Raw genomic sequence first — 13,710 nt, 5'->3', positions numbered from 1 at the left:
CTAACCTCCAGTGTTGAAGTTTAATGTGTTACCCAGCGCATTCCATCCGTAGTCACTGAATGCTGATTTAGCGCTATCCTGGAGGAATCTCACCTGCTCATCAGAGGTTCCGGCAGGGACTGAGATATTGCCTATATTGACATCAATCTTAGGACCAGCCGCTGCTGATGGTGGGGGCAGAGAAAGAGATTGGTAACTTGGGAGTAAAGTATTTCCAACTTTTGCGTCCTGATTGAAACCCCTTACCCCTGCAAGCATATCAGACCACATTCTCGGCACATCAAATGCACCGTTTGTTTGTGCATTTCCCCAGGACGCCCATTTACCCAAGTCCTCAACAAGCCATCCAGCCTTTTCTTTCAACCATGGTCCGAACCTTGTAGTTCCTAGCTTATCACCCCACTCCTGCGCCTTATCCTGGCTGGAGTTAAAGAAGTTGGTAAGGCTTTTGAGGACGTTTAGCGCCCACACGGCCATGTCCTTCATGTCTGTGAGCGCCACTTTCAAAGAGTTTATTGAATCGGTGTACTCAGTAACCGGACCGATCATGTCTCCAAGAAGTGACTTATTTCCATTGAGCCAGGAGTTGATGTCCTCACCAACAAGAAACAGAGCAGCAAGTGCAGCTATAACCAAAAATACCGGGCTTGTTAGTGCTGTAAAGGCTGCCGAGAGGAGGTAGACTGAACCAACCAGTCCTGCTGCGCCAAGAGCGACACCGAGCAGTTTTACAGCGTTCTCTGCGCCGCCAAGGGCATCTATCACAGAGTCCAGTGCATACTCGATTTTATCAGCCATCCACAGGAACTTATTTGCCACCCATGTCACAGCTCCGCTGCTTCTGTTCATTCTTGCAATAAATTGATCCCATTTATTACCAGCGATAGTCAACGCCTGCCCTATTGTTAATGGCATCTGCTGAAATGCTTTGTCAAATTCAGGGCCAATGGTTTTTAATGCTCCGATGACGGCTTTGGTTGTTAACTTACCATCAGCGGCCATCTTCTTTAATTCTTCGCGCGGTATCTTTAACGCTTCGCCAATTTTGTCGAGTAGCATTGGCGCTGCTTCTGCTAATGACCTGAATTCATCACCTTGCAAAACACCAGACCCAAGCGCCTGCGCGAACTGCAGCAAAGCGGATGATTGCTCTTCTGCTGTTGCCCCGCCAACAACCATGGCTTTTGAAACGGTGTCAGTAATCGACAGCAGTTCCTCTTGTGAGGTGACGACGCTTTTTGCGGCATTACCTACGCGAAGATAAAATGTTGCGTATGAGTCAATGGACTGACGGGAGTCCGCAGCATGCTTTGCAACTTCATCGAATGCCGTTGCGGAATCTGTTACGGTCTGGCTTAGCATCCCGATTCGAGCTTCAAACGATTGCATGCTATCAGCCGTTTTTGCGATATTTGATATTGTTACCGCACCAAATACTGTAGCCAGAACACCGCCAAGCGCACTGAATGACTGGATAGTTTTGTCAACTTTCCCGTCAACCTTATCCAGTCCTCTACCAACTGTATCCGAACCGGTTAATCCCAAGCGGATAAGCAATTCACGAATAACCATTTACTTCTCCATTGGCGCATTCAGATAGTCGGTCATCTCTATGAGGGCGTTAAGCTTGAGCAGGTCTTCGCATGTGATAAGTCCTGACTTCACCTCTGCAACCGTACACATATTTCTCATTATCGGACGCCATACCCATAGCTCTGTTTCAACATCTTCCCTTAACTTTCCTGGGTCGCGCTTTTCGCCAGTGATTGAACCCGATTTGCCAGCTCTTCTGGGCTTAACCCAAACAGGGTGAGAACTTTCGTAAAAAAAGGGGTGAAGTTGAGCTTCAGCACTTCCCAGCACAGCTCGAAGAAGTCGAACAGCGTGTCTACGGTGAACACAAGGTTCATTGCGTTAGGGCTGTCGATTTTCTTCTCATCAGTAACGCTGAATGTTGATGAATCGCGCAGGATAGGAATGATAACCTCCTCCAGCGTTTTCTCATCGATGCCAGCCAGTAACTGAATGGCGTTTGCATCACCGCCTGAAGCCAGGCCTTTATCAAGCAGCGTTTTCAGTTTTACTAAGTGCTTTGCCGCAGCGAAGGCGTTCATTTTGGCGGCTTTAAACTCTTTGTCACCGATATGGAAGGTAGCGAATTCCTGAGACATATGGACCTCAAAAAAAACCGCCCGAAGGCGGCATTGTTAAACGTTGTTACCACCGAGGGAGAATTTCAGGTCAGCGCATTCAAAGGTGTAAATGCGTTCACCAACCTCGTTAGTTGAGAAGGCCACGTCGCCAAGCTGATAAAGCCACGCCTGGCCTGCTGCAATAACAGTGCGACCAGAGAAGTCAGTTACTGATACCGGATAAACTGCCTTGCCGTCCTGCGTTATTGAATCAAGGTTCATCAGTGCAGATAGCTCATCGTTTGCCGCGGATGTCTGCAAAAGGTGCAGTTCGATCTGCCCACGCTTATCCGTTACTCGCGCACGACCTACTGAGCCATCGAGACCAGCACGCGATTCATAGAAGTTCGCGTTCTTACGAGCCGTAATGGAGTCTCCATCACTGAAGCCGGTTAATAGCAGTGGGCCGATAGTGACAAATACTTCTGAGCCGTCATAAGAGCCAGTTAATTCAGCAGACATAATTAGCCCTCGTAGCTATAGGTAAGTGAGCCGGTGATTTCTACCACCTGGATTGCGCCAGCCAGAAGCGCCACAAACTCGATATAGAGAGTTCGGGTAGCTTTGATATCAGCAGATACGTCGGCTGCATTTGGGTAAGTGATACGGAAGCCAGGGATTGTGTTACCCTCGCTGTCACGCTCATCAGGAGCGATTCCACCTGCCTGCTGCCCCTGAATAAGTGAACCGTTCAGGTTGTTGACGATGAGGGCAATACCGCCATTAGTGTAAGGCACCTTCTTCTGGCGGATCATCAGAGAAGCCATGTTCTTCTGAATGGTGTCTACAAGCCAGTCACGGAATCGCACAACATCAATCCATTCGCCAGATGCAACCTTACCTTTGTTAATCAGGTAGGTATTTTCTGCGTACTGTTCGTAGGCGTTAGCGTTCTTCTGGAAGATGTAGCTCTGCTCTGTGTCACTGAACTTGCTCGGCGTGATAGCAGCCAGTGTTTTAAGTGCCCACGTTTCGCCACCTGGCGCAATGGTGAAGCATCGGCCCATCCATGCCATTTCAGGATACTCAGTCGCGGCTGCCTTGTGAGCAATTAGCGCTGTACGAAGATATTGAAGGTCCTGCAACTGCGATGCGATATCGTCATCAGCAGACGTCCAGATATCAGCGGTATCGCTGCATGCGAAGAACAGTTTGGTCTGCGTCTCAGCCCATGCTGCTGCATCCTGAATTAGTGCGTCACCACGCTCTACCAGAGCAAATCCGTACCATCCCGGGTCTTCCTGCTGAATGGCGTTAAGGTCAGCTTCCAGTCCGTCTGCTGAGCCTGCGGTTGCGATTGACAGGCTGGTCACTGGCTTAACGATGGTTGCTGTCTCAGGAGCTTTCACTACCAGGTGCAACCCTTCAGCATCAGCGGTGCTGGTAAACAGCGCATCAACTACAGATTGTGCCGCCAGCGCTGTTTTCAGACCGGTATATACGTCAGAAGCATCATCGCCACTCGCTGCGGTGTACGTTACGGTGGTGCCATTCACGCTGAATGCGAAAATGTTGCCCGTTGTGATCGTCGCGCTGGTTACTGTCAGGTCAACAGAAACGGCGTTTCGTCGACCTACCCACGCCTGATTTGGGCGCGGGGTCTGACTAAATACTGCTGAGAGCGCTTTGAGCGTCTGCGGGTCAAGTCCGTCCTGCTGCGCCGCGCTGTAGCTTGAATATTTACGGATTCGCTCACTGAATGCCGTTGTCGGCGAAACTGCAAGTGGAATGCCGAATGACGCCTTCGCGATACTCGCTGTGTCCAGCGAAATATTCACGTTGGCAATCTGGCTTAGATTTGCCATTGATGAAACTCCGTGTTGATTAGTCGGATGTGACGGCGATAGTGAGGTGTGTTTCTATTCCGCCGATGTCGCCTGTCGCATCAACGGTTTCTATGAGCCCTACGTTATCCGTGTACTTGCCGGTATAGCGGAATGTAAGGTCTACATTCGCCATCGCTTCGAAGTTTGCTTCATCTCGCAGGCCTGTAAGGTCGTTAACCTGTGCGCTGTTTGCGATAATGAATTTTTCTCTGCGCATCAGGTAGCGTGATGTGGTTTTACGGATGTTATTAATCAGATCGTCGCAATGCTCTCGTGCGCTTCCGCCGTACACATTAACCATCACCGTTCCTTCTCTAACGCCGTGTGACGGCATTACACCTTCATCATCTACTTCGCCATGCTCATCTCTGCCTAAGGTCGTGCGCGTTGATACACGAAGCGTGGCATAAGGCAGAGGAAGCCGGGAGTTATTCTGATTGGCGTGAGCGAGAGGTACGGATAATAGCTGGGACAAAACACGGTAAGCGGCAGACTCTACAGCATCAGGAACGAAATTTGACACTGTGGTTTCAGCCATCGCGTTTCCTTACCACATAATATTTATAGTGGGGTATGATTCCGTTTTGCCATGGTTCACGGTGCTTAACTTCGTAGTTAAAACCATCAATAACGACAAGTGCAGGCTGAGCCATGGGGAAATCATCAGTAATCTGAAGCTTAGTGTCGCTGTACAGCCGACGATAATCAGTTAACCTCCTCCCTTCTTCCAGGCTCTCAATCTCCTGCGTATCTTTGATACTTTGCACGCTGAAGTAAGCGGTTGACTCCGTCATTACCCCATCAACAATCACGCCGTTAACCAAAGTCGAAGGCGATGGAGTAAATACCTGATAAGGCCTGCGAAACGGATTGCTCATTGTGACCTTCCGTAATCATGAATGGCGAAGGTGACTGAATTAAGCATTACGCCAGTGTCTATAAGCGGCTTTGATGAACCCTTCAGCGCTATCGTCACCGGAGAGTTTGGAGTCCAGGTGCCACCAGAAATACTCTTCTTGACGCCATCCACCATAAATACGCCAGCCGCACTCAGAAACTGAGAAAAGGTAGCTCTACCGAGCAGGATTTGCGTTACTCCATTTGTAGCGAACCTTTCCAGCCGAGAGACCGATGCGTCGAAGTATGTGCGCATGAATGGCCGCGATGGAATTGTCCTCGTACCGAATTCGTTCCATGCGGCGTATTCAGCGACAAGAACTCCATCATTTACCTCACCCTTCTGGATGCCGACGACTACCTCTTTGCTTCCGGTTGCCTTGAGCTCCCGCCTGAACCTTTCCCATTGCCGCTTGTTGTCTGTGATTTTTACGGACACAAGCATCCCCCCACGACTCCGCGAGTCATAATCGAGAATCCTGCCCCCCTCTTCTTGCGGAGCAGTTGCAGCAGGTTTCCGTATGTAGTCCCGCTGAGGTAACTGGAATCACTTGATACGTTGCCATAAGTGATTGCCAGATCACCTTCCTTGCGTGAGAGGATGCGACCAGATGATGTTGAGCCGTTATCAGAGTAACCGCCAGGCGATGCCATGATATGGGCCGCCATTAGAGCCAGAGCTACGTTATATGCGTCTCCGTACTCGTCTTCGCAGACAAACAGTGATGCCAGGTCGATGTAACCCTGAACAACCTCATCAGGAACAGCCGCAAATTCAGGCGCTAGCTTGCGGAAGATTTCCAGAGGCGTAAGACCTTCAAATGCGGCAATGTTCATTACTTCTTGTCCTTCTCTTTTTTCTCTACCTGACTGGCGGTTACGGCTTCATCTTTGTCAGCGAGTCGCAGCTCACCTTTGGTGATGGATGCCTGCACCGTTTTATTGTCCTTCCAGGAATCATCTACTTCGGCAGTCTGGCCTGGTGCCAGTTTCTGACCGGCGATGTAATACAGTCGTGCTGATGCGTTGGTAATCTTCATTGGTAATCCTTAAAAAAGAGGCCGAAGCCTCTTAAATGCCTTTGATCAGATGCAGGGTCAGCGGCAGGTAAACCTGCACACCGGTAGCGCGGCTGTGACATGGAATCTTGAATGCCAGGTTGTTAGCCTGAGGTGGCAGTTGTTCGAACGGCTGCGGGATTTCCATCGATGCGTTATCAGCGTTACGCTCCATAACCAGAGCGGCCTTGGTGCCTGCACCATCGATATCTTCCAGCTCGTTTACACGAATCCACTGCATACCAGGATATTGCTGGTTGAAGAAGGTCATGTAAGACGTATTGGTGTTTGGCATCGGCTTGGACAGGATTTTAAAGGCGCTTGGCGGCAGTGCGATCACGTTCGCAGAGTGCAAGCCTTTAGTTACCGTCTCGATTGCTGATACTGCATCTTCCAGTTCACCTGAAGCGATAGCGCCAGTGGTCCAGCCAGCAGAAGTGGTTACTGGAATGTTCGGGTGATCCAGAACGCCGACGATCTGATAGTCATCGTCACCGTAGAACGCCAGGTCATTAACCTTCACGTCGTGCGCTCGACGGGCCGCATTAGCGAGGCGAGTTGGCAGGTTCTTACCGGTTGCCTGTGATGCTCGGATTTCCATCAGGCTGTATTCGTAGAAGTTACCCAGGCTGAACACCTTGCCGGTTTCTTCACGATAGTTAACGCCGACATTTGGCAGGTCGTCAGAGTAGTCAGCGATGATACGCGCCATGCCTACTGCATCCCATACGCCGTAAGTGAACGTTTTGGCGTATGAAGGGATTTCTGATGTGACCGGGAAGAGAGTGGTCGCAGTCAGTGCAGGGTATTCGACTTCGTAAACCTTGGTTTTAACGTAGTCCAGCTCACGAGCCAGGAAGATTGACTCGCCTTCATCCAGTCGAATGCCGTTAGCCGCCGCACCGTGTTCAATAGCGAACAGGTCCGCTTCGTCGTAATTCATCTGTTCCATTATTGTTCCTTATGCGGTTGGCTGTGTAGCCTGGTTACGGATTTGAACTTCAGCCAGGTTAACTGTTACGCCAGCGCTGTTTTTGAAAGTGGTGAATCGGCCCGTAAACTTCCAGCCAAGCGCGAGAGAGCCACCTGTAGCTGCAACCTTCCCGACATCAGCGCCAGATGTAAGGACATTTACATCAGCGCCCATAGTTGGTGCTGCGGTTAGTGTTGTTACAGCCCAGATGCGGCCCCATGTCATTACGTTGACGGCATCACCGTCTTCATACTGACCGGTTACGCAGCCGTAGTGGCTGAAGCGGCAGATACCCATCAGGTTTGCTGCATCGCCAGCCGCAGATACTTGCTTAACTACGCGCTTGTCGTTAGCCACTGATACGCGAGCAACCACATAGCCAGGCTTGATAGCGCCTTGTGCTGCGTTGCAACCGTCTGTGATTTGATGGGTTGAATCTGAACGCATGCCAGGCATTGCGATCTGCATGTCGTTATCGTAGGAAGTCTGAACAGGCATTATGCTGTCTCCTTTTTGCCGTGCAGGCGGTCGAGGTATTTTTGGCGAGCAGCGGCAGAGCCTTTTTGTTCAGCTGAGTCATCGCGAGTTTCTGCTTTGTCCTGATTGACGATTTTGCGCTGCTGCTCCATAGGTGCTGACTCAATCGCCATGTCGAACGCGACGTTGATGTAGGTGTCGTCTTTGCCGTCGAGCTTGATAGATGGCTTCAGCTTGGCTACAACCGCTTTCTTGACGGCAATATCATCCAGGCCATCACACTTGATGCCGTGCTTCTCTGCTTTTGCTTCGAGTTCGGTGCGAGCTTTAATGGTTTTCTCTGCATCTTCGCGAGCCTGCTTCAGCTTGTTTTCAAACTCTGCTGCGTCAGCTTTCAGAGTGTCGCGCTCTGCTGTGATGGTGGAGATGGTTGTTTGCGCTTCGGACAGCTTGGTATTAGCGTCCTCTGCATCCTGTTTAAGGGCGTTGAACGCCACGACGACTTCAGGAGAAGCATCGTACTCAAGCCCGTTGTCGAGTCGCAATTTCTGCATTGTTTTACCTTTTGGTTGGTTGTCGTCATCGTCTAAAGTGATTTCTTCATCACCGTCGAGATTCAGTGTTGCTACATCACCGGCCCGGGCTTTAGATACGAGGGCGAGATGATTGATGCGGATGTTTCGCTGGACTGCGTCGTATGGCTGACCATTCCATTCGCCAGGAGTCTCATCGAGGTCGAGTCGGTAGCCGAGAGATAGTTGCTTTGTCCTGCCGCTGGTTGCTGAGTTAATGGCGTTCTCGTCATAGACCATGATTGGCACTTTGACGTTTTCACCATCCTGCCTGCCTGGCTCAAGCATGGTTCCGACCATGTGCTTTTTAGCGTTGCGGGAATTAACCGCACCCGGGTGACCGATAGTGATCGGCTTGCCTTTGAAGCTAGCCAGTGAGTCAGCGTTGAATACTTCTTCAGGTGGGCGTAGCTCGCGTCGAACTGAGCCGTCTGGATTTCGGTATAACTGGATGCCAACGCGACCTACTACCGGAACGTCCTCCAGATAACCATCCTCGTTTACGGACGCACGAAGCTCTCCCACATCGAAGCGAGATACTGTTTTCATGTTTTGCCTTATTTATTTGCCGATATCGAAAACTGAACCAGACCAGTCGGGCTCTGCGTAACATCGACACCGAACAGGTTGCCCCGGATGTCCATCAGGCGGCGGATTGCTCCACTTGTAGGAATTACCTTCTCGCGCTCTGTGCTCAGGTCTCTCGCGTTCATCTAGTACGCCTCGCCATTTGTATCCGGTTACCCCGGCATCGGCCTGACGCTGCTTCGTGAGCGCTGAATTAGCTTTGCCTATCTGGTCAACTGCGATCAGCTTTGCGCGCCTCTCAGTGACACCATAGCGCTCCTGAATCTGCTTCTTGATAGTGTCAGCACTTGAGCCATTCATTACGCCGCGCTGGATGATGCCTTCCATATCCGACAGTTCGTCAGCAGGAATGGATTTAATCAGCCTGGTGTTCTCTGATACCCATAACTCCTGCATCTCTCTCAGCCATGGCTCAGCGCGATAAGCATCAACACCAAGAACACCTGATGAGACGGGAACAGTGGTCTGTCCGGCAATAACAGCCTGCGATGGCGGGATGTCGTAGCCAGTTCCACCTTTCACAACCAGCCGCCATTGCTTGTCGTTAAACTGACTCGTTAGCGCGAAGAATGTCGGCAGTCGTTCAATTACTGGCTGAAAGATGCGGTTTCCAGCATTGCGGAGATAAGCCAGTACAGCCGACATATCGTCCTGCCAGCCATCGAACCGGATATCGCCATAGGCTGAGTTGATTTCTTTGTTGAATTGCCTGGTGGCCTTTACAAGCGCGTTGGTGTAGTCGCGTTCTATGCCGTAGGGATGAAGCCAGACTTTAGCCATTGCTCATCTCCGGATAGACGTAGCCTCCACGTTTTTTCAGTGTGGCGACACCTTCATCGTTGCTTACCCATCCAAGCTGCGAATAGCGTTCATCAGCCTGTGACCACTGGTTAGCCGTCTCCGCCTGCTCTTTCTCTGTTGGCACAGAGAGAGGCTTGAACTTAATCGTCCAGGTTTTATCAGTGGTGAGGAAGTTGACCGCCTTTTCAATCGCAGGTCTCGCCTCATCCTTCTGCTTGCGCCCAATCAGCTGCTTCCATGACTCAGGAACGGTGGTTTTATCCGCTCCCTGACCTGATGGCGTTTTGGTGAACAGGATTTGCTCATCGATGCCGGTCAGCGCTGATATGCGTAACTGCTTGCGGTCTTGTACATCTACCACGCCTTCAAGAGAGCCATTAAGCAGCTCGTACTTCTCCGTGTTCGCGTCCACGCCGATGGTGTTGCCGTTGCTGCGCGTCATGTCGACCATATTGAGACGTGCCTGCACAGCATCACGACCTTCACCGTCTTTGCACAGGTCAGCAAGGTCAGCAGCAGACCAGACTCCCTGCTGTTTGCGCTCAAGTAGGCTTGTAGCGTGTGCGTGGCTCATACCGTAATCAGTCAGTGCTTGATAGACGCCCTGCAAGCAAGAAGCGCCCCACCCTTGATTCTGATGGCGAATCTGGTTTGGCAGTCTTTCTCCGTCGAACACGTGGCATCTGCTGGCGTGAACGTAGTAAGGCGTTCCTGAGATAGGGTTGATCTGGTACTGAGTTATTTCTCCGTATGTCGCGCTTTCAGGGTTGGTATCGCGCAGGAAAGGCTGAACCTGATAGCGGTCGTACACACGGACAAACTCAAGTTCACCCTCGCCTATTGGTGACTGAAGGTCTCCGCCATCATTAACGCCGAATAGCATCAACGAGCCGCCATATAAGCGAGCCCATGCCACTGCGTCAGTAAACTGCTGCGTGAGGTTAAGCTCATCCCAGCGAGACATAATCTCAGGCTCATTGTTTGCGCCGTCTACGGTGAAGCCAGCACGAAACATTTCGTCGGCCACTACGTCAATGATGCGACGACCTAAACCGTCACCGAGATAGATGCTGTCGAGCGTCGCTTTGGTTAACAGGTGCGCTGTACGGATGCGGCTATACGCTGACCTGTCACCACCTGTTCCAATGTTCATGAACACGTTTTGGTAGCTGTCCATGTTCATCTTCTTGTCGATTTTCTTTTGCTGCCTGTTGTTGCGTTTAGCCATTGCCTCACCTTAACTGGCAAGGGCTTTAAGCCTCGCCAGAGCATTAGAAGTTGGCGCAAAGGCCATAATTAAAGAGTCGGCCATGTTTGGCGACGGGATGCCGCGTTTTTTCATGTCCTTTTTGCTCTCTACCTTTACCCTGCCGTTGTTGTCGTAATCGACGCGAGGGCGTGACAGTTCTGCCTTGAGGTATTCGAGATTTGTGATGTCAGATGAAAGGCTGATGAGTTGGTCATCAGGAAACGTCTCGCCATGCTCAATAGCTCGCCAGGTGTTATAGAAACGATTTCTCACTCCCCACCATGCCTGAGCCTTAAGGTTCGCGAACATGTCTTTGTTGGTCTTTCCTGGCTGGTATTCTCGGTCTGGCTCAAAAACTGCCGCCGCCGCATTGAATCCCTCTACCTGGCTTCTGGCGATGCGGTTTAATTGCGCCTTCACGCCAGCACCAACCCCTATCGAGTCGTAAATGACCTTGTCTGCGGCAATGGAGTCTGCGTACTGATTAACCCTGTTAGCAGACTCAATGACATCGCCTCGACTCCACTCCTGAACATCCTTAACTACTGAGCCATGTGCCATAGTGATCGCGTTGCTATCCTCGCCTTCATCGGCAACGTCAAAGCCGATTCTCTTAGCGCCAGATGCCTCAAAATTGAGTTTAATGTGTGCATCTACCGCTGCCGCTATCCAGGAAGGTTTAATAATCGCTAGGTCGCTATCTGCTACCGGCTGCCCTTCCCAGATGTGCTGATATAGGTCGAAGTCCTTACGCTTGCACTCCTCCATTTCGAGGCGCAATACATCGGGGAAGTGAGGGTTATCGTTCCAGTTGACCGTCAGCAGGCAAATATCATCCGGAGGGTTAATCACGAATCGTTGGTGTGTATCGTCCAGAATGTTCTTTGGGTTGTAGCTCACCCAAATTTCTGAGCCAGGCTTTCGAATCGTGGGAATCAGGACATCCCAGCTGGCTTTTGTTACTGCCTCAGCCTCTTCTACCCAGCATATGTCTATGCCTTCAAGGGATTTCACTTTCGTGATGTTGTTTTTAATCCCGTAAAACATGAAAAGGCTGTTCGTCGCCAGGTGGCGGATGTAGACCTTCTGTATTTCGAACTCGTGGTTATATCCCTCTCGCTCTATCGTGTCGGCGATAAGCTGGATAACGGAGTCGGCGATGCTCGCCTGAAATTCACGGGCACAAAGGAATCGGTATGTACCCCTCCGGGATATCTCGACGAGTAGCCTGGCTATAGACCATGACTTACCGCTGCCTCGCCCGCCCTTTGCCACCTTGTAGCGATGAGGCTTAATGAACGGCTTGAATACAGGGTTAAGTTTCGTCATCTTCAAAAAGTTCCGACAATGGCTTTGTGGCCGTAATCGTTAGCTTCGACTCTTTCGGAGGTTCCCATCCCTGCAACTCTGCAAGTTGTTTGATGGCAGCTTTCGGATCGTGAAGCTTGATTGATATTCCTCGCTTACCCGCCGTGAGCTCTGAGATTGCCGATAACGAACCGGCGCTCTGCAATGCAGAATCTTTAAACTTCCATCCAGCCTGGATGATGGGCTTGCCGTTATCGTCTGTGCCGAGCTCTACCTCGCTAAATTCAACCATCTCATGCAAAGATGCCCTTCCCATCACCGAAAGCCGCTCAAGGGCTTCCTGTCGCGTCATAACAGCGTTTGTGATGGCTTCCTTGTTCATCTCGTCGATAAATGCCTTTACCTTAGGATTGGTTAGGATTTCACTCGCACATGCACTGGCGGTTTCATCTTTCTTGGCCTTACCACCGGCTTGTTTGTACGCATCAATTTGGCTAAGCCCCTTCACGATGCCTAACGCAAACTTCTGCTGTAGTTTTGTCAGATCATCGAATAGGGCTTTCTGGTATTCAGTTAGCTCCATGTCGATTCCTTGTGGTTATTCGCTATCACCTGCGAGCATCCGTACACAATGTGGATTCCGCCTGATGTTTATTTATCCTCTCAAAGGGATAGCAGATGATTTATCCGCTGCTGGGGATATTCATTATCAAGCGCCCCGTCGAGACGCTTTGTAATGAAGAGCCGTTGTGAAAGTGGCTCTCACAGTGCAAATATGCACGGCGATTAAGCAGCGAGCCTGTGCTGCTCTTCAATAAGTGGCTTGCGGTGATTGCGATCGAACATACCGCGAAGCACTTCTTTCCGCTGCTCGAAGTCCCACCCCATGCTGATGAACACTGTATTAGCGCGTTGCAGTTCGGTGATGCAATGGATTTGCTCCGGAGTCAGGTAATCGCGGATAGGATCTTTTTTCCCGATTTCGTGATGCACACGAAACTTGGCAGCCGTCATGCCGAGTGCCAGACGGTTAATCAGGTCAGCTTCGTTGCTGAAGTGATGCGGAGCAATCTGCTTACCCTGAGCTTCACGCTCATGCTTAATGGCGTCTGTCATGGGTTTGTATTCCAGACGCGCAGAGTTGCGATCCATTTTCTTCTTCGCCAGCGCGCTACGCATAGTGAAGAATTCAGTGACCAAGCGTTTTTTGAATGACCGGACAATTTCGTTGTTTCGCATGTATGTAATCAGCAAAGTGGTTTGCTGTTCGTTTAGCAGTGCCACCCTTTGCTTTTGCTTGCCGCCGTTTGTTTCCAGGGTGCGGATTTCAAATCCGACCCCGCCGAATTCCTCAAGGTCACTTTTGTTACGGTCAACCAGTTTAATAATGGTGTCATGGTCTCTCCCAACACCTTCGGCGATGGCGGCAGTATTGGTGACCAGGTCGAGCTTCTTGATTTCTACTAATTGCATCGGTAATTACCTTTTAGTGATGAACCTTGTCACACAGGAGTCCGGCCCACAGAAGGCACCGATAGCCAAACCGGTATCCTCAAGGGTCATCCTGAAAGGTTCTGTGTAGTGAATTGCGTGTGTGAGACGCAGTATGCTTCAATCCTCGATTGTCATCGGAACTGAGAGGATCTGCCCCATGCTGCAGGGCGATGATGCTTTGTAGTGCCTTAGGCTTCCTCTTGGGGTTTGTCACACTCCAATAAAAAAGCCCCGCGGATGCGAGGCTGTGAGAATTTGCTACGGTTAAAGTCCAG

17 protein-coding genes are annotated in these 13,710 nt (G+C 50.7%); all 17 read right to left on the bottom strand.

Going from position 1 to position 13,710, the window contains the following annotated elements; all coding sequences use genetic code 11:
* Nucleotides 1-1,572 carry a tape measure protein gene (locus INF77_RS19605; protein ID WP_193532172.1) on the bottom strand — a complete coding sequence of 524 codons (1,572 nt, stop codon included), beginning with the start codon at nucleotides 1,570-1,572 and terminating at the stop codon, nucleotides 1-3.
* Between the two features lie 161 nt (nucleotides 1,573-1,733).
* Nucleotides 1,734-2,171 (bottom strand): phage tail assembly chaperone, encoded by a 438-nt coding sequence (locus INF77_RS19600; RefSeq protein ID WP_006809751.1) that lies wholly within the window; start codon nucleotides 2,169-2,171, stop codon nucleotides 1,734-1,736.
* Between the two features lie 36 nt (nucleotides 2,172-2,207).
* Nucleotides 2,208-2,654 (bottom strand): phage protein, encoded by a 447-nt coding sequence (locus INF77_RS19595; protein ID WP_193532171.1) that lies wholly within the window; start codon nucleotides 2,652-2,654, stop codon nucleotides 2,208-2,210.
* A 2-nt stretch (nucleotides 2,655-2,656) separates the two neighbouring features.
* Nucleotides 2,657-3,997, bottom strand: coding sequence for a DUF3383 family protein (locus tag INF77_RS19590; RefSeq protein WP_193532170.1), 1,341 nt, complete (start codon nucleotides 3,995-3,997; stop codon nucleotides 2,657-2,659).
* Nucleotides 3,998-4,016: 19 nt separating this feature from the next.
* Nucleotides 4,017-4,556, bottom strand: coding sequence for a hypothetical protein (locus INF77_RS19585; protein WP_193532169.1), 540 nt, complete (start codon nucleotides 4,554-4,556; stop codon nucleotides 4,017-4,019).
* Complete coding sequence (locus INF77_RS19580) at nucleotides 4,549-4,896, bottom strand: hypothetical protein (protein ID WP_006809755.1); 348 nt, start codon at nucleotides 4,894-4,896, stop codon at nucleotides 4,549-4,551. The genes INF77_RS19585 and INF77_RS19580 overlap by 8 nt, the downstream gene beginning before the upstream one ends.
* Nucleotides 4,893-5,360, bottom strand: coding sequence for a hypothetical protein (locus INF77_RS19575; protein ID WP_227413933.1), 468 nt, complete (start codon nucleotides 5,358-5,360; stop codon nucleotides 4,893-4,895). The genes INF77_RS19580 and INF77_RS19575 overlap by 4 nt, the downstream gene beginning before the upstream one ends.
* Nucleotides 5,345-5,752 carry a DUF4054 domain-containing protein gene (locus tag INF77_RS19570; protein ID WP_160863186.1) on the bottom strand — a complete coding sequence of 136 codons (408 nt, stop codon included), beginning with the start codon at nucleotides 5,750-5,752 and terminating at the stop codon, nucleotides 5,345-5,347. The genes INF77_RS19575 and INF77_RS19570 overlap by 16 nt, the downstream gene beginning before the upstream one ends.
* On the bottom strand, nucleotides 5,752-5,955 hold the full coding sequence (locus INF77_RS19565; protein ID WP_006809758.1) for a hypothetical protein: 204 nt from the start codon (nucleotides 5,953-5,955) through the stop codon (nucleotides 5,752-5,754). Before INF77_RS19565 ends, INF77_RS19570 begins: the two co-directional genes overlap by 1 nt.
* Nucleotides 5,956-5,986: 31 nt before the next feature.
* Nucleotides 5,987-6,925 (bottom strand): DUF2184 domain-containing protein, encoded by a 939-nt coding sequence (locus INF77_RS19560; RefSeq protein ID WP_193532167.1) that lies wholly within the window; start codon nucleotides 6,923-6,925, stop codon nucleotides 5,987-5,989.
* 9 nt (nucleotides 6,926-6,934) lie between these two features.
* Nucleotides 6,935-7,444, bottom strand: coding sequence for a hypothetical protein (locus INF77_RS19555; protein WP_193532166.1), 510 nt, complete (start codon nucleotides 7,442-7,444; stop codon nucleotides 6,935-6,937).
* The gene (locus INF77_RS19550; RefSeq protein WP_193532165.1) at nucleotides 7,444-8,544 is read right to left on the bottom strand and encodes a DUF2213 domain-containing protein; all 1,101 of its coding nucleotides are present in this window, start codon (nucleotides 8,542-8,544) and stop codon (nucleotides 7,444-7,446) included. The genes INF77_RS19555 and INF77_RS19550 overlap by 1 nt, the downstream gene beginning before the upstream one ends.
* 12 nt (nucleotides 8,545-8,556) lie before the next feature.
* Nucleotides 8,557-9,363: a phage minor head protein gene (locus INF77_RS19545; RefSeq protein ID WP_193532164.1), complete on the bottom strand. Its 807-nt coding sequence runs from the start codon at nucleotides 9,361-9,363 to the stop codon at nucleotides 8,557-8,559.
* A complete protein-coding gene (locus INF77_RS19540; protein ID WP_193532163.1) occupies nucleotides 9,356-10,612 on the bottom strand; it encodes a DUF1073 domain-containing protein in 1,257 nt (418 codons plus the stop codon). Before INF77_RS19540 ends, INF77_RS19545 begins: the two co-directional genes overlap by 8 nt.
* Before the next feature lie 9 nt (nucleotides 10,613-10,621).
* Nucleotides 10,622-11,962, bottom strand: a complete 1,341-nt coding sequence (locus INF77_RS19535) for a PBSX family phage terminase large subunit (protein ID WP_193532162.1) — start codon at nucleotides 11,960-11,962, stop codon at nucleotides 10,622-10,624.
* Nucleotides 11,949-12,524, bottom strand: a complete 576-nt coding sequence (locus INF77_RS19530) for a terminase small subunit (protein ID WP_050806413.1) — start codon at nucleotides 12,522-12,524, stop codon at nucleotides 11,949-11,951. The genes INF77_RS19535 and INF77_RS19530 overlap by 14 nt, the downstream gene beginning before the upstream one ends.
* Nucleotides 12,525-12,727: 203 nt before the next feature.
* The gene (locus INF77_RS19525) at nucleotides 12,728-13,414 is read right to left on the bottom strand and encodes a Rha family transcriptional regulator (RefSeq protein WP_193532161.1); all 687 of its coding nucleotides are present in this window, start codon (nucleotides 13,412-13,414) and stop codon (nucleotides 12,728-12,730) included.
* Nucleotides 13,415-13,710: the final 296 nt, after the last annotated feature.

Source organism: Enterobacter cloacae complex sp. P1B (assembly GCF_014982345.1).
Taxonomy (GTDB): domain Bacteria; phylum Pseudomonadota; class Gammaproteobacteria; order Enterobacterales; family Enterobacteriaceae; genus Enterobacter; species Enterobacter bugandensis.
The sequence above is the reverse complement of the archived record's forward strand: the minus strand, read 5'-3'. Positions and strand labels throughout refer to the sequence as shown.

Excerpts from the sequence above, each read along its gene's own strand:
- INF77_RS19605 (WP_193532172.1), bottom strand. The coding sequence starts at position 1,572 with ATGGTTATTCGTGAATTGCTTATCCGCTTGGGATTAACCGGTTCGGAT.
- INF77_RS19600 (WP_006809751.1), bottom strand. The coding sequence starts at position 2,171 with ATGTCTCAGGAATTCGCTACCTTCCATATCGGTGACAAAGAGTTTAAA.
- INF77_RS19595 (WP_193532171.1), bottom strand. The coding sequence starts at position 2,654 with ATGTCTGCTGAATTAACTGGCTCTTATGACGGCTCAGAAGTATTTGTC.
- INF77_RS19590 (WP_193532170.1), bottom strand. The coding sequence starts at position 3,997 with ATGGCAAATCTAAGCCAGATTGCCAACGTGAATATTTCGCTGGACACA.
- INF77_RS19585 (WP_193532169.1), bottom strand. The coding sequence starts at position 4,556 with ATGGCTGAAACCACAGTGTCAAATTTCGTTCCTGATGCTGTAGAGTCT.
- INF77_RS19580 (WP_006809755.1), bottom strand. The coding sequence starts at position 4,896 with ATGAGCAATCCGTTTCGCAGGCCTTATCAGGTATTTACTCCATCGCCT.
- INF77_RS19575 (WP_227413933.1), bottom strand. The coding sequence starts at position 5,360 with ATGCTTGTGTCCGTAAAAATCACAGACAACAAGCGGCAATGGGAAAGG.
- INF77_RS19570 (WP_160863186.1), bottom strand. The coding sequence starts at position 5,752 with ATGAACATTGCCGCATTTGAAGGTCTTACGCCTCTGGAAATCTTCCGC.
- INF77_RS19565 (WP_006809758.1), bottom strand. The coding sequence starts at position 5,955 with ATGAAGATTACCAACGCATCAGCACGACTGTATTACATCGCCGGTCAG.
- INF77_RS19560 (WP_193532167.1), bottom strand. The coding sequence starts at position 6,925 with ATGGAACAGATGAATTACGACGAAGCGGACCTGTTCGCTATTGAACAC.
- INF77_RS19555 (WP_193532166.1), bottom strand. The coding sequence starts at position 7,444 with ATGCCTGTTCAGACTTCCTACGATAACGACATGCAGATCGCAATGCCT.
- INF77_RS19550 (WP_193532165.1), bottom strand. The coding sequence starts at position 8,544 with ATGAAAACAGTATCTCGCTTCGATGTGGGAGAGCTTCGTGCGTCCGTA.
- INF77_RS19545 (WP_193532164.1), bottom strand. The coding sequence starts at position 9,363 with ATGGCTAAAGTCTGGCTTCATCCCTACGGCATAGAACGCGACTACACC.
- INF77_RS19540 (WP_193532163.1), bottom strand. The coding sequence starts at position 10,612 with ATGGCTAAACGCAACAACAGGCAGCAAAAGAAAATCGACAAGAAGATG.
- INF77_RS19535 (WP_193532162.1), bottom strand. The coding sequence starts at position 11,962 with ATGACGAAACTTAACCCTGTATTCAAGCCGTTCATTAAGCCTCATCGC.
- INF77_RS19530 (WP_050806413.1), bottom strand. The coding sequence starts at position 12,524 with ATGGAGCTAACTGAATACCAGAAAGCCCTATTCGATGATCTGACAAAA.
- INF77_RS19525 (WP_193532161.1), bottom strand. The coding sequence starts at position 13,414 with ATGCAATTAGTAGAAATCAAGAAGCTCGACCTGGTCACCAATACTGCC.